Origin of the sequence: Halosimplex halophilum (assembly GCF_004698125.1) — an archaeon.
GTDB lineage: Archaea > Halobacteriota > Halobacteria > Halobacteriales > Haloarculaceae > Halosimplex > Halosimplex halophilum.
This window is the reverse complement of record NZ_ML214298.1, coordinates 481,001-503,189: the sequence shown is the minus strand read 5'-3', so window position 1 is coordinate 503,189 and position 22,189 is coordinate 481,001. Positions and strand designations below refer to the sequence as shown.

Annotated in this window: 26 protein-coding genes; 9 read left to right on the top strand and 17 right to left on the bottom strand. The window is 71.5% G+C overall.

Annotated features, from left to right (window positions below):
* Positions 1-111 precede the first annotated feature (111 nt).
* Complete coding sequence (locus tag E3328_RS13525; protein ID WP_135365162.1) at positions 112-537, bottom strand: DUF3054 domain-containing protein; 426 nt, start codon at positions 535-537, stop codon at positions 112-114.
* A 27-nt stretch (positions 538-564) separates the two neighbouring features.
* On the bottom strand, positions 565-1,194 hold the full coding sequence (locus E3328_RS13520; RefSeq protein ID WP_135365161.1) for a class I SAM-dependent methyltransferase: 630 nt from the start codon (positions 1,192-1,194) through the stop codon (positions 565-567).
* Between the two features lie 123 nt (positions 1,195-1,317).
* Between E3328_RS13520 and E3328_RS13515 the strand changes: the two genes are divergently transcribed.
* Positions 1,318-1,950: a GNAT family N-acetyltransferase gene (locus E3328_RS13515; RefSeq protein ID WP_135365160.1), complete on the top strand. Its 633-nt coding sequence runs from the start codon at positions 1,318-1,320 to the stop codon at positions 1,948-1,950.
* Positions 1,951-1,977: 27 nt separating this feature from the next.
* Here the strand turns inward: E3328_RS13515 and E3328_RS13510 are convergent, their stop codons facing one another.
* The 5 genes from E3328_RS13510 to E3328_RS13490 are packed head-to-tail and all read right to left on the bottom strand — an operon-like array spanning position 1,978 to position 6,890.
* Positions 1,978-2,181 carry a DUF8005 family protein gene (locus E3328_RS13510; RefSeq protein ID WP_135365159.1) on the bottom strand — a complete coding sequence of 68 codons (204 nt, stop codon included), beginning with the start codon at positions 2,179-2,181 and terminating at the stop codon, positions 1,978-1,980.
* Positions 2,181-3,383: an ABC transporter ATP-binding protein gene (locus tag E3328_RS13505; RefSeq protein ID WP_135365158.1), complete on the bottom strand. Its 1,203-nt coding sequence runs from the start codon at positions 3,381-3,383 to the stop codon at positions 2,181-2,183. The genes E3328_RS13510 and E3328_RS13505 overlap by 1 nt, the downstream gene beginning before the upstream one ends.
* 3 nt (positions 3,384-3,386) lie before the next feature.
* Positions 3,387-4,337 (bottom strand): carbohydrate ABC transporter permease, encoded by a 951-nt coding sequence (locus tag E3328_RS13500; protein ID WP_135365157.1) that lies wholly within the window; start codon positions 4,335-4,337, stop codon positions 3,387-3,389.
* Positions 4,337-5,314 (bottom strand): carbohydrate ABC transporter permease, encoded by a 978-nt coding sequence (locus tag E3328_RS13495; protein WP_135365156.1) that lies wholly within the window; start codon positions 5,312-5,314, stop codon positions 4,337-4,339. Before E3328_RS13495 ends, E3328_RS13500 begins: the two co-directional genes overlap by 1 nt.
* A gap of 1 nt (position 5,315) precedes the next feature.
* The gene (locus E3328_RS13490) at positions 5,316-6,890 is read right to left on the bottom strand and encodes an extracellular solute-binding protein (RefSeq protein ID WP_135365155.1); all 1,575 of its coding nucleotides are present in this window, start codon (positions 6,888-6,890) and stop codon (positions 5,316-5,318) included.
* 136 nt (positions 6,891-7,026) lie between these two features.
* Here E3328_RS13490 and E3328_RS13485 point away from each other — a divergent pair, with 136 nt between their 5' ends.
* The 4 genes from E3328_RS13485 (at position 7,027) to E3328_RS13470 (ending at position 9,497) form a co-directional block, all read left to right on the top strand.
* Entirely contained in the window at positions 7,027-7,764 is a 738-nt protein-coding gene (locus E3328_RS13485) for a glycerophosphodiester phosphodiesterase (RefSeq protein ID WP_135365154.1), read from the top strand.
* Between the two features lie 81 nt (positions 7,765-7,845).
* Positions 7,846-8,466 (top strand): DUF8054 domain-containing protein, encoded by a 621-nt coding sequence (locus E3328_RS13480; RefSeq protein ID WP_135365153.1) that lies wholly within the window; start codon positions 7,846-7,848, stop codon positions 8,464-8,466.
* A gap of 21 nt (positions 8,467-8,487) precedes the next feature.
* On the top strand, positions 8,488-8,955 hold the full coding sequence (locus E3328_RS13475; RefSeq protein ID WP_135365152.1) for a universal stress protein: 468 nt from the start codon (positions 8,488-8,490) through the stop codon (positions 8,953-8,955).
* Between the two features lie 92 nt (positions 8,956-9,047).
* On the top strand, positions 9,048-9,497 hold the full coding sequence (locus E3328_RS13470) for a DUF7382 domain-containing protein (protein ID WP_135365151.1): 450 nt from the start codon (positions 9,048-9,050) through the stop codon (positions 9,495-9,497).
* 12 nt (positions 9,498-9,509) lie between these two features.
* On the opposite strand, the gene E3328_RS13465 is transcribed toward E3328_RS13470, so the two are convergent.
* Entirely contained in the window at positions 9,510-10,256 is a 747-nt protein-coding gene (locus E3328_RS13465; protein WP_135365150.1) for a protein-L-isoaspartate O-methyltransferase family protein, read from the bottom strand.
* A gap of 302 nt (positions 10,257-10,558) precedes the next feature.
* On the opposite strand from E3328_RS13465, the gene E3328_RS13460 reads away from it, so the two are divergent.
* Positions 10,559-11,206 carry a YIP1 family protein gene (locus E3328_RS13460; RefSeq protein WP_135365149.1) on the top strand — a complete coding sequence of 216 codons (648 nt, stop codon included), beginning with the start codon at positions 10,559-10,561 and terminating at the stop codon, positions 11,204-11,206.
* A gap of 69 nt (positions 11,207-11,275) precedes the next feature.
* On the opposite strand, the gene E3328_RS13455 is transcribed toward E3328_RS13460, so the two are convergent.
* The 5 genes from E3328_RS13455 to E3328_RS13435 all read right to left on the bottom strand — a co-directional run bounded on the left by E3328_RS13455 (position 11,276) and on the right by E3328_RS13435 (position 14,139).
* Positions 11,276-11,890, bottom strand: a complete 615-nt coding sequence (locus E3328_RS13455) for a stage II sporulation protein M (RefSeq protein WP_135365148.1) — start codon at positions 11,888-11,890, stop codon at positions 11,276-11,278.
* A 14-nt stretch (positions 11,891-11,904) separates the two neighbouring features.
* A complete protein-coding gene (locus E3328_RS13450) occupies positions 11,905-12,318 on the bottom strand; it encodes a hypothetical protein (protein WP_135365147.1) in 414 nt (137 codons plus the stop codon).
* 73 nt (positions 12,319-12,391) lie between these two features.
* Positions 12,392-12,706: a hypothetical protein gene (locus E3328_RS13445; RefSeq protein ID WP_135365146.1), complete on the bottom strand. Its 315-nt coding sequence runs from the start codon at positions 12,704-12,706 to the stop codon at positions 12,392-12,394.
* 151 nt (positions 12,707-12,857) lie between these two features.
* Complete coding sequence (locus E3328_RS13440) at positions 12,858-13,484, bottom strand: protein-L-isoaspartate(D-aspartate) O-methyltransferase (protein ID WP_135365145.1); 627 nt, start codon at positions 13,482-13,484, stop codon at positions 12,858-12,860.
* A 1-nt stretch (position 13,485) separates the two neighbouring features.
* Positions 13,486-14,139 carry an HVO_0476 family zinc finger protein gene (locus E3328_RS13435; RefSeq protein ID WP_135365144.1) on the bottom strand — a complete coding sequence of 218 codons (654 nt, stop codon included), beginning with the start codon at positions 14,137-14,139 and terminating at the stop codon, positions 13,486-13,488.
* Positions 14,140-14,299: 160 nt separating this feature from the next.
* Here E3328_RS13435 and E3328_RS13430 point away from each other — a divergent pair, with 160 nt between their 5' ends.
* Positions 14,300-15,301 (top strand): CPBP family intramembrane glutamic endopeptidase, encoded by a 1,002-nt coding sequence (locus E3328_RS13430; protein ID WP_135365143.1) that lies wholly within the window; start codon positions 14,300-14,302, stop codon positions 15,299-15,301.
* Positions 15,302-15,305: 4 nt separating this feature from the next.
* On the opposite strand, the gene E3328_RS13425 is transcribed toward E3328_RS13430, so the two are convergent.
* Positions 15,306-16,262, bottom strand: a complete 957-nt coding sequence (locus E3328_RS13425) for an aminopeptidase (protein ID WP_135365142.1) — start codon at positions 16,260-16,262, stop codon at positions 15,306-15,308.
* A 355-nt stretch (positions 16,263-16,617) separates the two neighbouring features.
* On the opposite strand from E3328_RS13425, the gene E3328_RS13420 reads away from it, so the two are divergent.
* Positions 16,618-18,132: an FG-GAP repeat protein gene (locus E3328_RS13420; RefSeq protein ID WP_135365141.1), complete on the top strand. Its 1,515-nt coding sequence runs from the start codon at positions 16,618-16,620 to the stop codon at positions 18,130-18,132.
* Positions 18,133-18,159: 27 nt separating this feature from the next.
* Here E3328_RS13420 and E3328_RS13415 read toward each other — a convergent pair whose 3' ends face one another.
* From E3328_RS13415 to E3328_RS13405, 3 genes are all read right to left on the bottom strand, one after another.
* Positions 18,160-18,546: a methylglyoxal synthase gene (locus E3328_RS13415; protein WP_135365140.1), complete on the bottom strand. Its 387-nt coding sequence runs from the start codon at positions 18,544-18,546 to the stop codon at positions 18,160-18,162.
* A gap of 106 nt (positions 18,547-18,652) precedes the next feature.
* Positions 18,653-18,937 carry a HalOD1 output domain-containing protein gene (locus E3328_RS13410; protein ID WP_135365139.1) on the bottom strand — a complete coding sequence of 95 codons (285 nt, stop codon included), beginning with the start codon at positions 18,935-18,937 and terminating at the stop codon, positions 18,653-18,655.
* A gap of 517 nt (positions 18,938-19,454) precedes the next feature.
* The gene (locus E3328_RS13405; protein WP_135365138.1) at positions 19,455-19,928 is read right to left on the bottom strand and encodes a deoxyuridine 5'-triphosphate nucleotidohydrolase; all 474 of its coding nucleotides are present in this window, start codon (positions 19,926-19,928) and stop codon (positions 19,455-19,457) included.
* 281 nt (positions 19,929-20,209) lie between these two features.
* Between E3328_RS13405 and E3328_RS13400 the strand changes: the two genes are divergently transcribed.
* Complete coding sequence (locus tag E3328_RS13400) at positions 20,210-22,186, top strand: aconitate hydratase (protein WP_135365137.1); 1,977 nt, start codon at positions 20,210-20,212, stop codon at positions 22,184-22,186.
* Positions 22,187-22,189 lie beyond the last annotated feature (3 nt).

Sequence of the window (22,189 nt, the reverse complement as noted above, 5' to 3'; positions counted from 1 at the left end):
CCCCCCACTGCCCCACTCACCACAGCGGGCGTACCCCCACCGCGCTGCGCTCTGCGGTACTGTCGGGCGCGGCCCTTCGCCGCGCCCGTTTCTGTCGCGTCGAACGACCACCTACGACGCGAGTACGCTCACTGCGACGCGCCACGGGAGCAACAGCGCGAGCGTGACGAGCACGGAGACGGCGAAGAACGTGACCGCGGCCCCGCCCGGGACGGCGGCGGTCGCGCGGAGCGCCTGCGCGACCAGGGCCGCGCCGACCCAGGCGGGTACCGTCCGCACGACCGCCCGCTTCGCCGAGGCGTACGTGCTCCTCGCGTAGACGCCGGCCAGCAGCGACGTGACCGCCCAGCCGACGGCGAACGGCAGGACCGTGACCGCGACGTGACCGGGGTCGACCCCCGGGTCGCCGCCCCCGTGGCCGACCGTCACGCCCAGCAGGACGAACGCGGTGATGCAGGCTAGATCCCCAGCGGCGACCAGCGCCGTGAACGGCGCGGGCTCGACGCGGTGGGCGAGCGCCGTGCGGACGGATGTCATCACCCGGAGCGAGGGGCCGTTGCCCCTTCACTGGTTCGATGAGTCGGCGGCGTCCGCGGTTCGGTCCCCCGGTCCCGCCGTCGCAGCCGCGGGTTTCACGCCCGCGACCGTGTACCCGAACCCGCGGTCGGGGACCGACGCCCGGAAGCCGCCCGACTCCACGCGGTCGGCCAGCGCGTCGGCGGCGAGAAACCGCGAGTCGAAGCCCACGAGGTGCTCGGCCGCGACCAGCCCCCGTCCCCGGAGCGTCGTCGGGTCGAACTCCCGGACCACGAGGACGCCGCCCGGCCGGAGCGCGCGGTACGCTGCGGCGACGACCCCGTCGACGTCGGCCATATGGTGCAGGGCGTCGACCACGAGTACCGCGTCGACCGACGCGTCGCCGACCGGGAGCCGGGCCGCGTCGCCCTGCACGGTTTCGAGCCCGTGACCGCGCGCCGCCCGGAGCATCCCCCGGGCCGCGTCGACGACGACCGGCCGCGGCGCGTCCAGCGCCCGCGAGGCTCGCCCCGTCCCGCCGCCCACGTCGAGGACCCGCTCGACCGGCCGCTCGGCCAGGTCCAGGCCGGCTTCCAGCGTCTCGGGGTCGGCCGCGTACATCGCCCGGTCGTAGAGGCGCGCGAACCGGTGGAAGACGCCCACGTCGCCGAGTGCCATACCGCCGGCTACGGGTGCCCGCGGGATAACGGTGGGCGTCGGCACGGTGGCCGCCGGGGGAGTGTCCGCGACCGGTCGGGGCGACCGCGCCCTACAAGGGGCAGCGGCCGGTAGCCCCGGCCGATGGAGCACGTCCTGCTGGGGTGGCCCGAGGACGGCCCGACGCTGACGCTTGACTGGCGGGCGTTCAGCTACGCCGGGAAGTTCGTGATGTCCAACACGGGGAAGGCCGTCGTCCGGACCGGCGAGGGGTCCGGCCCGCCGGTGACCGACGACGGGGAAGCGGCCGCCGACGTGGTCGCCGCCGCGGCGTTCAACGAGGACCGCACCGACCCGGGCGTCTGCTGGATCCGCTACATCACCGTCCGCGAGGACCGCCGGGGCGAGGGGATCGGCCCGGACCTGGCCGCGTTCGTCGCCGCCCGCGCCGCCGACCGCGGCTACGAGCGCGCCCGCATCGCCGTCAACAACCCCTTCGCCTACCAGGCGCTGTACCGCGCCGGCTTCCGCTTCACCGGCGAGGAGACCGGCGTCGCCGAACTCGTCCTCGACCGACCGCTCGGCGACGGGGACGACACCGGCGGACCCGACGGACCGCGCGGCGACCGCTCGCGGGCGACCTACCAGGCGGGACTCGACGTGTATCGCGAGCGCGACCGGTCCGGCGGCGGTCCGGACCTCTCGGCGGCCGAACGCGAGTTCCTGGCGGAGAAAGCGGGGGCGGACCCGCCCGAGCCCGTCGATCCGCCCGCGTGACCGGGCGCGGCCGGAACGGATCGGCCGTCAGTACAGCTGTTTCTCCCGCTCCTCGCGCTCCTGTTCGCGTTCCTGCTCGGCCTTCGACTCCCGGCGGCGGGCGAGCCAACCCTTGAAGCCGGGGACGTACGTCCGGCGGCAGTCGCGGGCGAAGGCGTAGATGCCGTAGACCCAGAAGAAAAACAGGAGCGTGCCCATCCCGAAGTACAGGAGCGCGGCGGTCGAGACCATCAGGTCTCCTCCCGGGCGCCGGGGTGGCCGCCGCCCATCGCCTCCGAGCGGACGATGTCGTGACAGACGGCGTCGCCGCTCGCGGTGTCGAAGACGTGGATCTTCCGGCGGTCGAGGACGACCTCGATGTCCTCGTCGGCGTCGAGGTCGCTGTCGGGCTCGACGCTCATCAGCAGTTCGTCGGCGCCGTGGGCGCTGGCGGCGCCGCTGGTGCCGGTGTCGGCGCCGGCGGCGTCCTCGCCGCGCAGGACGAGGTAGACGAAGACCTGGTCGCCCATCGGTTCGAGCACGTCCGTCCGGGCGCGGATGCGCCGGGTCGGGTTGGCGAGTTCGTCGGCCTCGCTCGCGGGGTAGACGTCCTCGGGGCGGACGCCGATGGTCACGTCGTCGCCCTCGACGAGTTCGGGGACCTCCGCGGGGTCGAACGCCACGTCGAAGCCCTCGGTCCGTATCTCCCCGGCCTCGACGGTCCCCTCGACGAAGTTCATGCCGGGCGAGCCGATGAACCCCGCCACGAAGAGGTTGGCCGGCTCGTCGTAACAGACCAGCGGCGGGGCGATCTGCTGGAGGTGCCCCTCGTTCATCACGGCGATGCGGTCGGACATGGTCATCGCCTCGGCCTGGTCGTGGGTGACGTAGATGATGGTCGTGTCCAGCTCCTTGTGGAGGCGCTGGAGCTCGGTGCGCATGTGGACCCGCAGTTTCGCGTCGAGGTTCGCGAGCGGCTCGTCCATGAGGAAGACGGCCGGCTCGCGGACGATGGCGCGGCCGATGGCGACGCGCTGGCGCTGGCCGCCCGAGAGCTCGTCGGGCATCCGGTCGAGTAGCTCCTCGATCTGGAGGATCTCGGCGGCGCGGGCGACGCGGCGGTCGATCTCCTCGCTGTCGAAGTCCCGCAGCCGGAGCCCGAAGCTCATGTTGTCGTGGACGTCCATGTGGGGGAACAGCGCGATGTTCTGGAAGACCATCGCGATGTCGCGGTCTTTGGGCGGGCGGGTGGTCACGTCCTCGCCGGCGATAGTGATGGTCCCCTCGCTGGGGATGGTGAGGCCGGCGATGGTCTCCAGCGTCGTGGACTTGCCACACCCCGACGGGCCGACGAGCGTGACGAACTCGCCGTCCTGAATGTCGAGGTTCATGTCGTCGACCGCCGTGACGTCCGCGTAGCGTTTCGTGACGTGTTCGAGTTTGACTTCTCCCATTGTTCACTCCTTGAGTGCGCCCGCAGTCAGCCCGCTGACGATGCGCTCCTGGGCGATCACGACGAGGATCACCACGGGGAGGACGCCGACGATACTCGCGGCCGCCATCAGGTTGTAGAACGCCTGGTACTGGCCCTGGTAGTTGACGACGCCCCAGACGATGGGCGCCCAGTTCTGGGCCTGGCCGTCGGTCATCAGAAAGGAGATGAAGAACTCGTTGTAGACGCCGATGAACGTCAGCACGCCCGCCGTCGCCACGCCCGGCGCCGACAGCGGGATGATAACCCTGAACAGCGCGCCGATGCGGGTCGCGCCCTCGACGCGGGCGGCGTCCTCCAGCCCGTCCGGGATCTGGCTGTAGAAGGTGGTGAGGATGAAGATCGACAGGGGGAGAAAGAGCGCGCTGAACGGCGTCACCATCGCGCCGGGCGTGTTGAACCAGTTCGGGCTCGATATCGTCCCGACGGCGGGCAGCGTGAGGATCTCGACGTTGCCCGTGAAGAACTGGAACAGGGGGATGATGAACGCCGCGGGCGGGAAATACGAGATGGCGAGCAGGACGAGCAGCAGCGCCGTCTTGCCGCGGAACTCCAGGCGGCCGAAGGCGTAGCCGGCGAAGCTCGCGACCAGCAGGACGATGACCGTCGTCGTCAGCGCGATGACGATGCTGTTGAACATGTAGACGTGGAAGGGCAGCCGCTGGAACATCTCGACGAACGACGCGGGGTTGAACCCGTTAGGGAGCAGGCCGATGTCGGTCATCCGGTCGCCGGGCGTCAGCGCCAGCACCAGCAGCCAGTAGAACGGGAAGAGGGTGGTCACGAGGAAGAAGGCGGTGACGACGTAGAAGAGGAACTGGTAGGCGTCGCCGGGGTTGCGGATCGCCTCCTGGGCCCGGTTGGCGATCGGCCCGTCGTCGTCGCCGTCGCCCTCCTCGACGGTGGTGGAGGCCATCAGGCGCCCACCTCCAGGTCGGCGAACTTGACGATGTACACCAGCGCGACCAGGGCGACGATGCCGGCGGTGATGAACGCGACGGCCGCGGAGGTCGCGTACCGGCCCGCGCGGAAGGTCGAGACGACCATACAGGTCAGCGACGGCAGGGTCGAGCAGCCGCCGGTCGTCTCGATGATGCCGTAGACGCGCATCGACTGGATGGTGCGAAAGAGGAGCGCGACGAGCAGCGCCGGCAGGACGAGCGGGAAGGTGATGTAGCGGAACTGCTGGACCTTCGAGGCGCCGGCGACCTTCGCCACGTCGTAGAGGCTGCGGTCGACGCTCTGGAGGCCGGCGAGGATGAGCAGCGCCATGAACGCGGAGGTCTTCCACACGTCGGCGACGATGACGATGATCAGCGTGTCGGTGGTGTTGATCAGCGGGTTCGCCGAGAACACGCCCAGACTCTGCATCAGGTCGGTCCCGACCCCGATCCCCGGCTGGAAGAACAGCCAGAAGATCAGCCCCTGGATGGCGATGGGGACCGCCCACGGGATGAGGATGGCCACGCGGACCCACCGGCGACCGCGGAAGCTCTGGTCGAGCACGAGCGCCTGGCCGAAGCCGATGATCGTCTCCAGCGTGACGGCGATGGCGACGTAGACGAGCGTGACCGTCAGCGCGCTCTGGAGCGGCTGGCTGAAGTCGACGAACGGGCTACCGAGGACGGCGTTGCGCTCGCCGGTCAGCAGCTCGACGTAGTTCTCGAGGCCGACGAACTCGCCGACGTACTCCGCCGAGAACAGCGCGTCGGCGCGCAGCGACATCTCGAAGGTGCTGACCAGCGGCCACAGCGCCATCGTCGAGACGAGCAGCAGCGTCGGGACCAGCAGGACGTACGCGAACCCCTGCTCGGAGAGCCGCTCGGTCCAGTTGGCCGGCGCGACGGCCGCCGACCGCAGGCGGCCCCGCGAGTGGTCGTCGCTGGTCGCCATGTTAGACGCTCTCTTCGAGTTCCCGGAGGCTCTCCGCGAGCGCGGACATCGCGGACTCGGGCTCCTGCTGCTGGGCGATCACGGCGTTGACGCGGCTGGCGATCTGCGACGACTGGTCCGGCCAGACGACCGTCACCGGCCGCGGGATGGCGTTCTCGCCGGCCACCCGGAGCGTCTCCAGGTGCGGGCCCCACGGGTCCACGTCGCCGACGTTCTCCGGGTCGAACAGCCGCCGGTCGCCGGTGAGATAGCCCAGCTCGCTGAACTGGAAGGTCCGGAAGCTCTGCTGCATCGTCGCCTCGATCACCTGGACCGCGGCGTCGACGTTCGCCGAGTTGGGGTTGACCGTGAGGTGCCACCCGCCCAGCGCCGAGGCGGTGCCGCCGATGCCCTCGTATTCGGACTCGTCCTCGCTGACCGCGTAGGGGATCGGCATCGTCCCGAGGTCGTCGGGCGAGAGGTTCTCGGACTCCTCGAAGGCGGTCGCCGCCTCGAAGATGCCGCTGGGCCAGTAGCGCAGGGCGACGGCGTTGCCGTTCGTGAACGGGGACAGCGACGGCCCCTCCGTCCACTCCAGGACCGCGTTGGGCGAGATCTGCTGGTAGCCGTCGAGCGCCTGCTCGTCGTCGGAGCCGTGGATGAGCGTCCGGACCATCCGCAGCGCCTGGTGGACGGGCTCCTCGTTGACGGTGATCGGACGGTCGCCGACCGGGCCGAACAGCGTGTCGCGGCCGCCGAAGTAGGCGCCGCCCCAGGTGGACATGAACTCGTTGAACGTACAGCACGAGAGGCCGACGTAGTCGGTCCCCTGCCAGTTGAAGCCGTACTCCACGTCGGCGTTGCCGTGGGTCTCGGCGACGACCTCCGAGAAGCGCTGCCAGGTCATCGGCTCGGTCGCCCAGCTCTCGCCCTCGGGGTCGAAGCCGGCGTCGGTCACCAGGTCCTTCCGGTACTGGATCGTGGGGAAGCCGACCTGCCAGGGGACGCCGTACAGTTCGCCCCGCGGGCCGCCGCCCCCGCCGGTCGCGGTGTCGGTGTCGGTCGCGCCGCCGCCGACCGCCTGGGCCGGCGCGCGCGCGCTCTCCAGCGGCGCCTCGAAGTAGTACTCGTCGAGGGTCGACTGGGCCTCCTGGGAGAGCCGCTCGCTGAGGTTGACCAGCTGGTCGCGGACGATGAACGGGATCGTCCACCCGCTGTCCATCCGGAAGATGTCGGGCGTCTCGCGGCCGGCGTTGAGCCAGCTACGGTACTGGGCCTGCACGTCGCCGGAGATCTCCGAGGTCGAGAGGAAGGTCACTTCGATGTCCTCGGAGAGGCCGGCGTCGTACAGCGCCTGGCGGGTGTCCTCCGCGCGGTCGGTGACGTTCGACGGCATCGCCATCTCGACGGTCGCGCCGTCCCCGCCGTCCCCGCCGTCGCCGGTGCCGTTCGTCCCGTTTCCCCCGCCGGGCCCCGCGCCGTCCTGACAGCCGGCGAGCCCGACCGCGCCGGCCACGCCGACGGCCTTGACGAAGCGCCGCCGCGAACTCGGCGGCCCGGCCCCGCTCTCCGCTCCCGACGATGAGTCGTGCGACATACCTCCCACGATCGATCCTGCGAGACTAAGGTATAGTCCGGCATCCGCTGACACGCTCGGAATAATCCGGGGTTACCGCCGGCCCCGCTGTCGAAACGGTCGCCGCCGACTTGATGACGGCAGTCCGACACACCCCATGGAACTCGTCGGCCACCGCGGCTGTCCCGACCACGGCCCGGAGAACACCGCCCGGGCGGTCGCGGCGGCCGCCCGACACCTCCCCGCCGTCGAGGTCGACCTCCGGCGCTGCGGGTCGGGCGAGCTCGTCGCCGCCCACGACGAGCGCGTCGACGGCTTCACCGACGGCCAGGGCCGCGTCGCCGACCTCGACCTGGACGGGCTGCGCGAGCTACGCGTCGGCGGGTCCGACGAGCCCGTCGCCACCTTCGCCGAGGTCCTCGACGCCGTCCCCGCCGCGGTGACGCTGCAGGTCGAGCTCAAGGAGCCCGGGCTGTGGCGAGACGTGCGGGCGGCGCTGGCGGCGGACGGCCGCTCGAACGTCCGGCTCTCGTCGTTCTCGGCGCCGGCGCTGGCCGAGATCGCACGCTCCGAGTGGGACCCCGAGACGGGCCTGCTGTTCGGCGAATCGCCGACAGCGAACCTCGACCTGGCGGCGCTCCTGGACTGCGCGAACGTCCACCCGCACGCGCGACTGTGTCTCGATCCCGGCGGCCGCGCGCTCGTCGAGCGGGCCCACGAGGCCGGGTTCGGCGTCTACGCGTGGGGGCTCGAAGCGGCGGCCGACGAGCGTGCCGGCGGCGGAGCGGACTCTGCGGCCGACGAGCGCGAGCGGCGCGGGGCGACGGTCCGGGCGCTGGCCGACCGGGGCGTCGACGGCGTGACGACCGATACCTGGGACCTCCCGCGCCCGTAGTACCCGCTTACGCCCGATAAGGCGACCGTATCGGTCGAAACCGACGACACCCTCAAACGGGCGAGCGCCGCAGTGGCGGTCATGCAGCGAAACGGCGGCCGCCCGGACGGCGAGTCGCGCTCCGGCGGCGACGACGCGGAGACCGACCGGCCGGCGCCGGCCACGCTCGCCGACGCGACGGCGGCCGACGGGGAGGCGGTCCTCGCCGACCTGATCGAGGCGGGCGCCGTCGACGCGAGCGGCGACGACGTGGCCCTCGCGGCCGACTTCGGGCGGCGGTGGCAGGCGGAGATCGAGGCGCTTCGGGACGCCGATCCGGCCGACCTGGCGGCCGCGACGCTCGCGGCGGCGCCGGCCGCGTCGGCGGTCGAGGCGACGATCGACCGCGACCGGACCTACGTCGTCCTCTCGGACGGGGCCGACGAGCCGGCGGGCGAAGTGTGGATCCGCCGGCCGGTGGCGGTCGCCGAGACGGCCGCCGCGCGGGCGCTGGCCGCGACCACCGACCTCGCCCCCGAGCGACGCGCCGTCGCCGCTCACGGCCTGTCGGTATTCCTCGACGCCTGCCCGATCTGTGAGACCGACCTCGACGCCCGCAAGGCCGGCGGCTGCTGCGGCCCGCCCCGCACCGACGCCGAGGGCCACCCGCTGCGGGCCCTGGTCTGTCCCGACTGCCGGACGCAGTTCGCCGCCTTCGAGTAGGCGCGGCGCCACTCGTCGGGCGTGACCCGCTACCTGCTCGCGACCGCGTCGGTCCACACGACCGCCGCGGCCGCCGACTACCTCGGCGACCGGCTCGCCGCCGACGACGAGGTCGTCGTCCTGACCGTCGCCGAACCCGACCTCGACGGCCGTGACGCCGGCGACGCCGCCAACGTCGCCCGTTCTCGACTCTTGCCCGCGACGGTCGAGGTGCTCGAACGCGAGGGCGAACACGCGTCGGCGCAGCCGCCGCGGAACGACGAGGTCGGCAGCGCCGACCTCGTAGCCGAGGAGATCCGGACCGTCCTCGCCGACCGGGACGCGGACGTGCTCCTCCTCGGGCCGCGGCGGGGCGACCCGGAGGCCAGCGGCGAGGGCGGGGACTCGACCGACCACGAGGCGCCCGGCTCGACGGTCCGCGCGCTACTGGGGGACGTGGCCGTGCCGGTCGTGGTCGTGCCGGTACCGGCGCTGTCCGGGTCCGCCTGACGGCCGCGGACCCTCGGCCGTCGGACTGGTTCCCGACCCGTGGAAAGCCTTCGCACGAGCGTTTATCCCGGGGGATGGGACCAGGGCCGGCCATGGAGCCACGAGCGCTCGGGCGCGACGAACGCGCCATCGAGGGACTGCCCATCAGACTCGTCATCGCCCTGGTCGTCGGGGTCGCCAGCCTCAGCGTGATGATGAACACGCTCGGCGGCGTCCAGACGCTCGGGGTCACCGAACTCGACGTGAAGCCCTCGCCCGAAGTCGTCGACGAGACCAGCACCGAGATCAGCGTCGCGGTCGTCGAACCGCAGGGCGGCCGCGTCGCCAACGCGACCGTCGTCGCCACCGGCGGTACCGCGACGCTGGACTCGGTTGCGACCGCGCGGACGAACGCCAACGGCACCGCGACGCTGTCGCTGTCGCCGTCGCTCGGCCCGAACCAGCAGGAGGGGACGATACAGTTCGACGTGAAACCGCCCGCCGGCGGGCAGTACGCCGACGAGCGCGGGAACACGGAGGTACTGGTGGTCGCGGACGGATAGGGCCCGGTCGGTTCAGCGCCCGACCGCGTCGTCCCAGTCGATCCACTCCTGTTCCCAGCCGGTCCGGCCCTCGGCGTTGCGGCGGGCGAACTCGCGGTCCTCGCGGCGAGTGCGGTTGCGCTCGACCGTGTCGGCCTGCTCGCCCTCGACGAGCATCGGCCGGAAGGCGACGCCGCCGAGCCGCTCGACCACCTCGCCGCCCTCGACGACCGCGAGGTGCTGCTCGCCGGCGCCGTGGGGCATGACCAGCCGGCCGCCTTCGGCGAGCTGGTCGACCAGCGCCGCGGGCGGGCTGACCGCCGCCGCCTCCAGCAGGATGCGGTCGAACGGCGCGTACTCGGGGAGCCCGTCGGCGCCGTCGCGGCGGTCGACGAGCACGCCCTCGTAGCCCGCCTCGGCGAGGTTCTCCCTGGCCTCGACCACCAGCCGGCGCGTGATGTCGATGGCGTGGACGCGTTCGGCGCCGGCCAGTTCCGCGACGACCGCGGCGGTGTAGCCGACGCCCGCGCCGACGACGAGGACCGAGTCGCCCTCGCGGACGTCGAGCGCTTCGAGCAGCCGCGCGACGGTGCTCGGCGCGAGCACGCGCGTCCCCAGCCGCTCGAACGGTCGGTCGGCGTAGGCGCCGCGGTCCTCCGCGACGAACGCCTCGCGGGGCACCTCGCGCATCGCGACGGAGAGGGCCTCGCTGCGGAGACAGCCCTTGCTCTCGTGTTCCAGGCTGTCGACCATATCGTCGCGCACCACCGCCGGATCCATGCCCGCCCGTCCGCCCTCGACGGTAATGAATGGCGCGGCTCCGGTCCCTGCCGCCCCGTGTGCGCGAGGGACGGGCTCGGTCGGACCGCCCCAGTTACTGTTAGTTTTTTATCCTTTGAGGAATATCATTCGGCCGGACACATGGTCGACGGAACGACAGGGGTTCGACAGCGTCGAGCGACCCGCGGTCCGGTCCCGAGGCCGCCGGGTCGCCCGGACGAACCGACGGCCGCACTCGACGGGGGCGGCGACGTTCGAAGACAGCGCACGCCGTCGAACGGGGGGGACCGACCGTGTCGGTCGTGAGCGATCCGAACGGGTTCTACGAACGGGGAAAGAGCGGCCTGAGCGTGCGGTACGTGCTCGGGATCGTCGCGCTGGCGGGCGTGGCCAGTTCCCTGTCGGGGATCGTGCTCCTCTACTACCAGCTGCAGATCGTGCCCGGAGCGGCGACGACGCTGTTGCTGACCGGAGGGGTGGTCACGCTCCTCGCGAACGTCCTCTCGGTGTTCGCGTTCTGGTTCGTGTACGCCGTCGTGATCCACCTCCTCGCCATGGGGATCACCGAGGGGTCGATGCTGTCCGTTCCGGAGGGGTCGTTCAGACGGCTCAGTCTGTTCGTCGGATGCGGGTTCCTCCCGGACGTGCTGGCCGGGATCAACAAGGCGGTCGCCACGTTTCTCACGGTGCGAACCGCCTTCGCCGGGACGGAGCCGTCGGAGCTGGACGCGAGCGTGCTGGCGGCGTCGCTGCAGGGCGCGACCGCGATGCGGATGACCGTCGCCGTCACGACGGTGATCCTGCTCTGGCGGGGGTTCATCTGGGCGTTCGCGGTCAAACACACCTACGACATCGAGCTCCGGACGGCGGCGGCGATCGCGGCGGTCCCGACGCTCTGTAGCGTCCTCCTGACGGTCCTCGTGTTCAACGCCCGGCTGCTCGGACTCTGACGCCGCCGCGACCCCGCGCCGCGGGTCCGGGCCTCCGCGCGGGTGCCGCCGGACGCGGTCGACAGCGAGTCACAGGACGTGACCCGCCAGCCAGGTCGTGACCGTGGCTTCGACGACCGCGCCGACGACGATCAGCGAGAGCGCGAGCGCCGCGAGCACGCCGAGTTCGCGCAGTTCGGACCGGTCGACCACGGTGTCGCGCCGCTCGCGCAGGTACGACAGGAAGTTGACGGGGAGCCGGAACCCCGCCGCCCCCGCGATCCACAGGGCGGGGAGTTCGAACAGCCCGTGTGGGACCAGCAACGCGGCGACCTCGAGGGGGCCGGCCGGGACCAGCCCGACGAAGTAGAAGTGGAACACCCCGTTGGAGAACAGTAACACGAGCGGCACGGTGCCGAACGTCACGGTGCCGGCGAGCAGCGCGACGGCCACTGCGAGGTTGATCGCCAGCAGGTCGGCGAAGGAAGCGCCCGCTCCGGCCCCGGCGACCGCGGTGCCGCCGCTGGCCCGTGCCAGTCGCGCGTAGTCGAGCGTCGAGCCGACGCCCAGCCCCAGCACCGCACCGGACAGATAGACGGCCGCCGCGGCGCCGATCAGCCGTCCGTTGGCTCGGACCGCCGACCGGAGCACGGCGAACCGACGCGTCAGCGCCCCCGCGACGACCGGACCGTCAGTGACCGTCATCCGCTGATACCGGGCTAGGCTCCGGGACCGTACTGGTGGTACAGGTACCCGACCCCGTAGCCGGTGCCGTTGCACAGGACGTACGCGAACAGGTATCCGTTGGCGGCGAGCAACACGTTCGCGGCCAGCGCCGGAACGGCCAGCGCGATGCCGGCGGCCGCGACTCGGCCCGCGCGCTGGTTTTCGGCCGGGAGGCTGTGGTTGTGGGCGACGACGGCCCCGAAGGCGAGGCCCAGCACCGCGACGACGCCGGCCCAGACCGGCTCCAGCGCGAGCAGCGACACGCTCTCGGGGAGGACGCCCGCGACGGAGAGCCCGAGCGCGTCGAGCGGTAGCGTCGCGAGCACGACGACGACGAGCAACTGTACCAGGTCACCGCGCGCGTTGTCCGGATCCGACGACGAGCGGACTGTCTCTTTCGAATTCATATGTTTTTCTGATTGGTTTAACGTCATTATCGGTTGTCGTGTGACGGATAAAAAAGTGTGGGTCGCCCGGCGGTCAGAGTCCGATCAGGATGGAGGCGGCCCACCCGTACGGACCACCGACCAGACTGGCGAGCGTCGTGTACTTCGTGACCGTGGACGCGCCGAGCAGGACCTGACAGGCGAGTTCCGCCTGTGAGGAGTCGGCCTTCTCACACGCCTCGCCGACGAGGATGGACCCGAACTCCGCAGTCGCGCCCTCCGCGCCGCTGACGGACGCGTCCGCCGCCGCCGTCGTGTCGGCGGCGACGGTCCCCGCCGTGAAACTGGTCGCGATCATCGACAGTACTACCAGCGATGCCAGGAATCGGCCTGCGGTTTTGTACTCCATAACTCCAGTTTCGGTTACATTTGGTTGCTACATAATTGTTTCGTCAATCCTAATTTATTCTAGAATACACTACTGGGAGATACGAACGGGGGTCGGGTCGAGCGTGACGCGCTCGTCGGCGGTCGAAAACCGTCGCCGAAGAAACGCCGGGCTACTGCAGCTCGACGAACCGGACGCCGCCGTACTCGTCCCGGTCCAGCGACCCGTCGGCGCGCCGGCGGGCGCGGACGAGCGTCTGCTGGCGGCGGCCGATCGGCGCGAGCACGTACCCGCCGGGGCGGACCTGCTCGACGACGGGCTCGGGGAACTCGGGGGCGGCGCAGGTCAGGTACGCGCGGTCGTAGGGGGCGTGCTCGGCCCACCCCTCCTTGCCGTCGCCCGCGCGGACCGACACCGCGCCGTAGCCGAGGCGGTCCAGTCGCTCGCGGGCCTCCTCGGCCAGCGAGTCGTGGTACTCGACGGAGTAGACGTGCTCGGCGCCGACGACTTCGGCGGTGACGGCGGCGTGGTAGCCACAGCCGGTGCCGACCTCCAGCACGTCGTCGCCCGCCGAGAGGTCGAGCAGGTCGGCCATGACCGCGACCATGTGCGGGGCGCTGATGGTCTGGCCCTCGCCGATGGGCAGCGGGGTGTCGCGGTAGGCGTCCTCGCGACGGTCTTCGGGGACGAACTCGTGACGGGGGACGGTCGCCATCGCCTCGCGGACGCGCTCGTCGTCGATCCGGCCGCGGTCGTCGAGTCGCTCGACTAACCGCTCGCGGGCGGCCGCGAAGTCCATGCTACCACGCGGACCAGGCCGACGAGGACTCGTCGCGCGCGTACACCCGGTTGATGTCCTTCGCGAAGGCGCTGTCCCCGTCGAAGTCGAGCTTGGCGTGCTCGTAGCCGACGGCGTCGTCGCGGACGTGGATGCCCTCGACGGTGAACTCCTCGTCGCCCAGTTCCTCGGTCTCGCCGACGACGAACTCGTAGTCGCCGGGCACCTGGACGGTCAGCGACTCCGTCTCGTCGTGCGTGCCGTCCTTGGGGTGGAGTGTCAGGTCGACGCTGACGTTGCCGACCGCGCGGGTCCAGATGGTCCGGACCTCCTCGGCGGTCGTCTCCTCGGCGCGCTGCTCGTCGCCGAGTTCGAGGCTGGTGATCCGGACGGTCATGATCGCCTCCTCGGTCTCCAGCAGGAACTCCTCGCCGACGGCGAGCTGTTCGCCCTCCGGCACGTCGGCGGTGGCGGTAAAGGACTCGCCGTCCTGGGAGACGACCACGTCGCGCTCGTACTCCGTGGTCGAGGGGAGCTGGTCTTTGTGCGTGTGGCCGCATTCGGTACAGCGGATCGTGGCGTGGCCGCCGCCCGTCGCGAGCACCTCGTGGACGGTCTCCAGCGAGGGCGAACACGAGGGGCAGGCGACGGCGACCCGCTCGGCGGACTCGGTCATACCCCCGTGTTGCCCCCGAACGCGTAAAAGTCCGCTGAGTCGGCCCGCCGGGGCCGTGAGCCGGCGGCGGACCGACCGGTCGACGAGGGGGCCGTGTTCGACCCCGGAGATCCCGGTACGGGGAGAATATTCACGTGGGCCCGCGCCGAACGAACGCGGCATGCACACCGGATCCGAGCGACCGGGGGGCGAGTGGGGGGACCGACCGGCAACGGGGGAACGGCTGCAGCGCCGCCGGGTCGCGGTCTTCCTCGGCGTCACGTTCGCGGTGTCGTGGGCGACGGCGGCCGTTATCTACGGGCTGGGCGGCGTCGGTGCGGGGCCGACGCTGGCGCTGGGGATCCCGCTGTGGCTGGTCCTGCTCGCCGGCCCCTACATGTGGGGACCGGCCATCGGTCACGTCGCGGCCCGGTGGCTGACCGACGAGGGGTTCGACCGCGGCGAGATGCACCTCCGCGTGCGGACGCGCTCGCGCCCGTGGCTCGTCGGGTGGGTCGGTCCCCTCGTCCTGATCCTCGCCGGTGCGGGGCTGTACTTCCTGGTGTATCCGGACCTGTTCGGCGGGACGGCGGCGGTCGCGGACCTGCTCGCGACGGTCGAGGCGGAGACGGGCCAGGAGATCCCCCTCTCGCCGACGGCGTTTCTCGCCGTCCAGTTCGTCCAGGCGCTCGTGGCCGCGCCCCTGCTGAACAGCGTCGCCACGTTCGGCGAGGAGTTCGGCTGGCGCGCGTACCTGCTGCCGAAGCTCGCGCCGCTGGGCTGGCGGCGGGCGCTGGTCACCCACGGCGTCGTCTGGGGCGTCTGGCACTGGCCGGTCATCGCGATGGGGTACAACTACGGCCTGGCGTATACGGGCGCGCCGTGGCTCGGCCTGGCGGCGATGACCGTTGCGACCGTCGGACTCGGCGTGTTCCTCGGCTGGGTCACGCTCCGGAGCGGGAGCGTCTTCCCGGCGGTCGTCGGCCACGCGATGATAAACGGCAGCGCCGGCCTCGCGACGCTCTTTGCCACGGCCGTCCCCAACCCCGTGTTCGGACCGACGCCGGTCGGCCTGGTCGGCGTCGTCCCGTGGCTCGCCGTCGCCGCCGTCCTGTTCGTCCGGACGGACTGGCTCTACCCCGACGAGCGCGGACAGGCCGAGAGTGGTCCCGAGAGCGTCTGAACCCTTATTCTGCCGACGGCAGCTCGACCTCCGCCCCGTCGGCGTACACCGTGGGGCCGGTGATGATCCCGTCGAGGTGGACGGGCGCCGTGGTGTCGCCGCCGATGCCGTGGTCGTCGCCGACGGCGATGTGGACGGTGCCTGCGGCCTTCTCGTCGAGCAGGACCGACCCCACGAGCTCCTCGACGGCGAGGTTCGACCCGATCCCCAGCTCCGCGAGGTTGTAGGCGTCCCGCCCCACCTCGTCGGCCGCGGTCTCGAGCTCCTCGCGGACGGCGTCGTCGGAGACCTCGGTGACGTAGCCGTCCTCGACCTCGAACGCCAGGGTCTGCCCCTCGTCGAGCCTGCCGTGGGGCATCATCGTCCCGTCGACGACGAAGCGCCCGTTCGCGTCCTCGGGGCTGACGAAGATCTCGCCGGCCGGGAGGTTCGACATCTCGCCGGGCTCGTGGACGATCCCGGTGTCGAGCTGCCACGCCCGGTCGCCGAGATCGAAGGCGATGTCGGTGCCGCGCTCGGTCGTCACGCGGACCTGCTCGCAGCCCGCGACCTGGTCGAGCAGGCGCTCGGACTCGGCGGCGATGGAGTCGTAGTCGGCGTCCAGTCCCGCCCGGAAGACGTCCTCGGTGATCCCCGGGAGGGTGGCGACCCGGGCGCCCGCCCCGGTGGCGTCGGTGCGGGCCTCGGTGTGGGTGAGGCTCTTCGTGGTGGGCGCGAGCACCACGTCGGCGCCGGCCATCGCGGCCGCGACGGGCTCGGGCGGCTCCTCGCCGTGCTGGTCGCCCGGCGGGTAGCGGACGATAGCAGCGTCGTCGGTGATCCCGCTCGCGACGCCGTACAGCGCCTCGCCGATCGGCCGGCGCTCGTCGTCGGTGACGACGGTACAGGACTCGTCGCTCCCGAGGTCCATGCACTGCTTCACGGCGGTCTCGGCTGGCGCTCGCAGGGACGAATCGCTCATGCCCGACCCGAAGCGCGGCCGGCGGTTAGGTCTTGTCCTCGGGCAGAAGGGGCCCACCGGCGAGCACCGGTCGACGGTCGATAGGTACAACGGCTCTTTGAGTTTCGCGAAGGGGTTTATATAGGGGGGCCGTAGTACGGGACGCCTTCCCACCCACCTGCCCCTGCCCGCTGTCGGCCCTCCACCCGTCCCGCCCCGTCCCCCCACCCGATCTCCGGGTGGTCTCCGCCCCGTCTCCCGGTCGCGGCCGCCGCGCCCGACCGCCTCCGCACCGCTCCACTCCGTTCCGCCCCGTCCGCCGTGAGTCGTGCGGCGGCACCTGACTCTTTAGTAACACGGTTGCGACCGGTGACGTATGCGAAGCCGCCGAGCCCTCCTCCGCCGGCTGGCCGCGGGAGCGACCGTCCCGCTCGTCGGGTGCAACCTCGGCCCCGACGACGGGCCGGGAGACGGGACGACGGTCGACGGAGACCCGACGGGCGGACCGACCGCGAGCGAGCGACCGCCGGCGACCGGATCGGCGACACCGACGGCGACGGTGACGCCGACCCCGACCGCGACGCCGACCCGGACGCCCACACCGACCGAAACGCCGACGCCGACCCCAGCACCGACTGCGACGCCCGGACGGGGCGACCAGGTGGCGGCGTTCACGGGCGCGGACTCGCGGGAGTACGACCACTTCGGGGCGACACTGGCCGTGGCGGAGGACGCCCTCCTCGTCGCCGCGCCGGGCGACGCCCACTCCGGGACCAGCGGTCCGGAAGGGTCGGTGTACGTGTTCGAGCGGGCCGGCGGCGAGTGGCGCCAGCGGTCGACGCTCCGTCCCGACCCGGAGTCGCTCCCCTTCGACTACAGGTTCGGGACCGACATCGCGGTGTCCGACGGGACGCTCGTCGTCGGCGCGGTGGAGCGGATCGGACCCCACGGCATCCCGAGAGGTGGGGCCGTCGTCTTCGCCGACGGCGACGAGGGGTGGGAGCAGACCGCAACGCTGCGTGCCGACCGCTCGTCCCCGGAGGTCGAGGAGGCGTTCGGACGGGCAGTCGCGGTCGACGGCGGAACCGTCCTGGTCGGCGCGCCCTGGGGTGCCGACGGCGACGAGCGGCCGGGAGCGACGTACGTGTTCACTCGCGGCGGAGCGGCGGAGACCGGCGGGGGCGGCGGCTCGACCGGGACCGATCGACCGGCCGGCGAGTGGGGCCAGACCGCGCGGCTCGTCCCGACCGGCGCGGACGGCAGTTACTTCGGGCGCGCGGTCGCGCTCGACGGCGACGCGGCCCTCGTCGGGGCGCCGGACTACGAGAGGGCGGACGGCGACGCCGTCGGGCGGGCCCACCTGTTCGAGCGCGGGAGCAGCGGGTGGCGCCGCCGGGCGACGCTGGCGCCCGCGGTGAACCACGACCCCGACAACGGGGACCACGTCGGCAGTTCGGTCGCGCTCGACGGGTCGACGGCGCTGGTCGCCGCCTGGGGAGCCGACGAGCCCAACGGGTTCTACGGCGGCGCGGTCTACGCGTTCGAGCGGGTCGACGGCGACTGGATCCCGGAGACGAAACTCGCCGCCGCCGACGGCGACCGCCGGGACGTGTTCGGCAGCGACGTGGCGCTGTCGGGCGACCGGGCGCTGGTCGGCGCCGAACACGACGACTCGACCGGCGCGGACGCCGGCTCGGCGTACCTGTTCGGCCGCGACGGCGACGGCGAGTGGCGCCAGGACGCGAAACTGCTCCCCGGGGACGGCGACCCGCACGACCTGTTCGGTACGTCGGTGGGGCTGTCGGCCGACCGGGGGTTCGTCGGGGCGATCGACGGCGAGACCGAGGCGAGCGGACCCAACGCGGGCGCGGTCTACGTCTTCTCGGTGTAGTGCACTCCCGTCGTCGACGGCCGCCGGTCAGGCGTCGGGGTCCGCGTCGGCCGCCAGCCCGTCGAGGAGGTACTCGGCGGTGGTCCGGGTCGTCGCCAGCGGCGTGTCGTGCACGTCACAGATCCGCAGGAGCGCGCTGATGTCCGGCTCGTGGGGCTGGGCGGTCAGCGGGTCCCGCAGGAAGATGATCCCGTCGAGGCGCTCCTCGGCGACCTCCGCGGCGATCTGCGCGTCGCCGCCGATCGGCCCCGACTCCTTGCGTTCGACCGTCAGCCCCGTCGCCTCGGCGACCCGCTTGCCCGTGGTTCCGGTCCCGACCAGGTCGAACGTCGAGAGCAGCGACTCGTAGGTCTCCGCGAGGTCGATCATCTCGGGCTTCTCGTCGTCGTGGGCGATCAGCGCCAGGCGCGTCATACCGGGGGTTCTCGCTCCGGGGGGTTAGCTGTCCCGCCGCTCGCGGCGCGGTCGGCTACCCGGTGCGTCGAGTCGGGACGGCGCGGTCGCCACTCGGGGTCGACCGCTACTCGGGGTCGACGGCGACGTGGCCGCCGCCGTCGATGGTGACCTCGTGGCCCTCCACGGTGAATGTCAGCGACTCCTCCTCGCCGTCGCCGTCGAGCAGCGCCGCGACCGCGTCGAGGTCGACGTACGACTCGGCCCCGGCTATCTCGTCGGGGTCGGCGTCTGTCGCGTCGGCGACCGCCGTCCGTACGGCCTCGTCGATCGGTTGCGGACTTACCCACCCGTCGCTCTCGCCCTCGCCCTCCCCTGGGGCGAGGACGTACAGGTCCTCGCTGGCTGGCATACCCTGTACGTCGCCAGAGCGCTATATAGTACTACGACTGCGATTTCACGCTCTGAAAGAACTGCCCCGGCCCGTCCGCCGACTCCGGGCGACCCCCCGGCCGCCGGAACCGGCGCTTTTTCCGCTCCGTCCTCCCGACGACCCCTGTCCGCCCCCGGGACCGACCGGAGTCGCCGCTGTCGGGGACACGCTGAGACGGCTGCGCGCTCGCGGGACGGCCGCGAGCAAAATCGGGGATGCCCCGATACACCGGTGTTGGAGGCGTCGTCCGGAAGTCGGATGTCAGAGGCACGGTCCGGCTCACTCCCCCCAACACCGTTCGTATCATTCACCACAACCTCGATTAACCTTTTGGCATGGTGGAACAAGTGTATTTAAATACAGCCGCCGCGGTGCCGGCGACCGACACTGCGAGGGGGTGGGAGATGGCGGACCGGGGTCGGGTCCGGTCCGGGACCGGCGGCGGTAGGAACCGGGTTTCGGACCGGACCCTCTGACGGACCGCCGAACCCGCGGGTCAGATACCCTCGCGCTGGTAGGCGCCGTCGTAGGTGTCGGCGTGGTTCGCCTCGGCGAGGACCAGCTGTGCGATCCGGGCGTCGGCTTCGAGTTCGACGGGGTGGTACACCTCCAGCAGCCCCTCGCCGCGGCCCTCGTAGCCGGCGTCCCAGACGGCGGTGTCGAGCATACAGGAGTTGCGCAGCAGCGACGACCGCGGGTAGAGGAAGCCGACGTGGCCCTCGGGGATGCGGACGGTGTCGGCGTAGCCGACGACGTACCCCCCAGCGTCGAGCCGGTAGACCGCGGTCCCGTCCGCCTCGTCGGGGTCGAGCTCGCGGCGCTCGCCGACGGTCTTGCCGTCCGTACCGACCCGTCCGGGTTCGACCTGCTCGTAGACGGCGCCGAGCCGCAGGTCGACGCCGTTGGGCTGTACCTGCTCGTCGTCCACGTCGCCGAGGGCGTCGGCGACGAACCGCCCGCTCCTGAACATACCGGCCGTGGACCCCTCGCCCGCATAGCCGTTTCGTTCCGGAAAGCGTCCGCGGACCCCCCGTCTCTCCCCCAGAGCGCCCGTGCGACCGCTCGTCCGGTGACCGCGCACACCGCCCCGCCGACCGAACGCGTTCACCGAAGCCGAACGTCCGACGGCGACGTTAGTCGTGACCGCGAACGACGATGGTCGAAATCGCAGGACTGCGCGGCTGTGACACCTGACAACACTCGCGGCGACTCGCGGGTTTTATATCCGCTCGTGTGCCATTGTGGGACGTTATGGGACAGACACTCACCGAGAAGATCCTCGACGACCACCTCGTCGAGGGCGAACTCGAGCCCGGCGAGGAGATCGGGATCGAGGTCGACCAGGTCCTCACCCAGGACACGACCGGCACGCTCGTCTGGCTGCAGTTCGAGGCGCTCGAACTCGACGACGTCCAGACGGAGGTCGCCGCGCAGTACTGTGACCACCAGACCTACCAGTTCGACTTCAAGAACACGGACGACCACCGCTTCCTGCGGTCGGCGGCGGGCAAGTTCGGCGCGCACTTCTCGCGGCCGGGCAACGGCATCTGCCACAACGTCCACAAGGAGAACTTCGCCGCGCCGGGCAAGACGATGCTCGGGTCGGACTCCCACACGCCGACCCCCGGCGGTCTGGGCGAACTCGCCATCGGCGCCGGCGGCCTCGACGTGGCCGTCGCGATGGGCGGGGGCGCCTACTACATCGACATGCCCGAGGTCGTCAACGTCCGCCTGGAGGGTGAGCTCCCCGAGTGGGCCACCGCCAAGGACGTCATCCTCGAGCTGCTCCGGCGGCTGTCCGTGAAGGGCGGCGTCGGCAAGATCTTCGAGTACACCGGCCCCGGCGTCGAGAGCCTCTCGGTGCCCGAGCGGACGACCATCACCAACATGGGCACGGAGCTGGGCGCCACCTCCTCGATCTTCCCGACCGACGAGAAGACCGAGGAGTACCTCGAGGCGGTCGGCCGCCCCGAGGACTTCGAGCAGGTCGAGCCCGACGAGGACGCCGAGTACCACGACGAGATCGTGGTCGACCTCTCGGAGCTCGAACCGCTGATCGCCGAGCCGTCGATGCCCGACAACGTCGTGCCCGTCCGCGAGGTCGAGGGCACCGACGTCGACCAGGTCATGATCGGCTCCTGTACGAACGGCGCCTACGAGGACATCCTCCCGGCCGCGAAGATGCTGGAGGGCCGCGAGATCAACAAGACGACCGAGATGATCGTCGCGCCCGGTTCCAAGCAGGCCTCCGAGATGCTGGCCCGCGAGGGCTGGACCGCGGAGATGATGGCCGCCGGCGTCAACTTCTCCGAGGCGACCTGCGGCGCGTGTATCGGCAACGGCCACGTGCCCGCTTCGGACTCGGTCTCGCTGCGCACCTTCAACCGCAACTTCGAGGGCCGGTCGGGCATCGAGGACGACTCCGTCTACCTCTGCTCGCCGGAGGTCGCCACGGCGGCCGCCCTCAAGGGCGAGATCGTCGACCCGCGCGACCTGGCCGACGAACTCGGCGACCTGGAGGACCCCGGCTTCGAGCTCGGCGACAACTACGTCGGCGTCAGCGGCTCGGACCTCATCGCGCCCGACGAGGCCGTCGACGACGAGCTCATCAAGGGCCCCAACATCGGCGACGTGCCGCTGAAGGACCCGCTCCCGGCCGACCTGGAGGGCGAGGTCCTCCTGAAGATGCCGGACAACATCACGACGGACCACATCAGCCCGGCCAACGCCGACGTGCTGATGTACCGGTCGAACATCCCGAAGCTCTCGGAGTTCACGCTCACGCGCGTCGACGAGACCTTCCCCGAGCGCGCGCTGGAGGCCGACGGCGGCGTCCTGCTCGCCGGCGAGAACTACGGGCAGGGCTCCTCCCGTGAACACGCGGCGCTGTGCCCGATGTACCTCGGCATCGACGCCGTCCTCGCCCAGAGCTTCGCCCGCATCCACAAGGCGAACCTCTTCAACTTCGGCATCGTCCCGCTGACGATCGACGAGGACACCTACGAGGACATCGACCAGGGCGACTCCGTCGAGATCGTCGACGACGTCGCCGACGCCGTCCGCTCCGGCCAGGAGGAGATCACGGTCCGGATCAACGACGACTGGGAGGCGACCGCCAACCTCGACGCCTCCGAGCGCGAACGCGAGATCCTCGCCGACGGCGGCAAGCTCACCCACGTCAAACAGCAGTACGAGTCCGGCGACGGCGCCGCGCCCGCCGACGACTGACCG

Excerpts from the sequence above, each read along its gene's own strand:
- E3328_RS13525 (WP_135365162.1), bottom strand. The coding sequence starts at position 537 with ATGACATCCGTCCGCACGGCGCTCGCCCACCGCGTCGAGCCCGCGCCG.
- E3328_RS13520 (WP_135365161.1), bottom strand. The coding sequence starts at position 1,194 with ATGGCACTCGGCGACGTGGGCGTCTTCCACCGGTTCGCGCGCCTCTAC.
- E3328_RS13515 (WP_135365160.1), top strand. The coding sequence starts at position 1,318 with ATGGAGCACGTCCTGCTGGGGTGGCCCGAGGACGGCCCGACGCTGACG.
- E3328_RS13510 (WP_135365159.1), bottom strand. The coding sequence starts at position 2,181 with ATGGTCTCGACCGCCGCGCTCCTGTACTTCGGGATGGGCACGCTCCTG.
- E3328_RS13505 (WP_135365158.1), bottom strand. The coding sequence starts at position 3,383 with ATGGGAGAAGTCAAACTCGAACACGTCACGAAACGCTACGCGGACGTC.
- E3328_RS13500 (WP_135365157.1), bottom strand. The coding sequence starts at position 4,337 with ATGGCCTCCACCACCGTCGAGGAGGGCGACGGCGACGACGACGGGCCG.
- E3328_RS13495 (WP_135365156.1), bottom strand. The coding sequence starts at position 5,314 with ATGGCGACCAGCGACGACCACTCGCGGGGCCGCCTGCGGTCGGCGGCC.
- E3328_RS13490 (WP_135365155.1), bottom strand. The coding sequence starts at position 6,890 with ATGTCGCACGACTCATCGTCGGGAGCGGAGAGCGGGGCCGGGCCGCCG.
- E3328_RS13485 (WP_135365154.1), top strand. The coding sequence starts at position 7,027 with ATGGAACTCGTCGGCCACCGCGGCTGTCCCGACCACGGCCCGGAGAAC.
- E3328_RS13480 (WP_135365153.1), top strand. The coding sequence starts at position 7,846 with ATGCAGCGAAACGGCGGCCGCCCGGACGGCGAGTCGCGCTCCGGCGGC.
- E3328_RS13470 (WP_135365151.1), top strand. The coding sequence starts at position 9,048 with ATGGAGCCACGAGCGCTCGGGCGCGACGAACGCGCCATCGAGGGACTG.
- E3328_RS13465 (WP_135365150.1), bottom strand. The coding sequence starts at position 10,256 with ATGGATCCGGCGGTGGTGCGCGACGATATGGTCGACAGCCTGGAACAC.
- E3328_RS13455 (WP_135365148.1), bottom strand. The coding sequence starts at position 11,890 with ATGACGGTCACTGACGGTCCGGTCGTCGCGGGGGCGCTGACGCGTCGG.
- E3328_RS13450 (WP_135365147.1), bottom strand. The coding sequence starts at position 12,318 with ATGAATTCGAAAGAGACAGTCCGCTCGTCGTCGGATCCGGACAACGCG.
- E3328_RS13445 (WP_135365146.1), bottom strand. The coding sequence starts at position 12,706 with ATGGAGTACAAAACCGCAGGCCGATTCCTGGCATCGCTGGTAGTACTG.
- E3328_RS13440 (WP_135365145.1), bottom strand. The coding sequence starts at position 13,484 with ATGGACTTCGCGGCCGCCCGCGAGCGGTTAGTCGAGCGACTCGACGAC.
- E3328_RS13435 (WP_135365144.1), bottom strand. The coding sequence starts at position 14,139 with ATGACCGAGTCCGCCGAGCGGGTCGCCGTCGCCTGCCCCTCGTGTTCG.
- E3328_RS13430 (WP_135365143.1), top strand. The coding sequence starts at position 14,300 with ATGCACACCGGATCCGAGCGACCGGGGGGCGAGTGGGGGGACCGACCG.
- E3328_RS13425 (WP_135365142.1), bottom strand. The coding sequence starts at position 16,262 with ATGAGCGATTCGTCCCTGCGAGCGCCAGCCGAGACCGCCGTGAAGCAG.
- E3328_RS13420 (WP_135365141.1), top strand. The coding sequence starts at position 16,618 with ATGCGAAGCCGCCGAGCCCTCCTCCGCCGGCTGGCCGCGGGAGCGACC.
- E3328_RS13415 (WP_135365140.1), bottom strand. The coding sequence starts at position 18,546 with ATGACGCGCCTGGCGCTGATCGCCCACGACGACGAGAAGCCCGAGATG.
- E3328_RS13410 (WP_135365139.1), bottom strand. The coding sequence starts at position 18,937 with ATGCCAGCCAGCGAGGACCTGTACGTCCTCGCCCCAGGGGAGGGCGAG.
- E3328_RS13405 (WP_135365138.1), bottom strand. The coding sequence starts at position 19,928 with ATGTTCAGGAGCGGGCGGTTCGTCGCCGACGCCCTCGGCGACGTGGAC.
- E3328_RS13400 (WP_135365137.1), top strand. The coding sequence starts at position 20,210 with ATGGGACAGACACTCACCGAGAAGATCCTCGACGACCACCTCGTCGAG.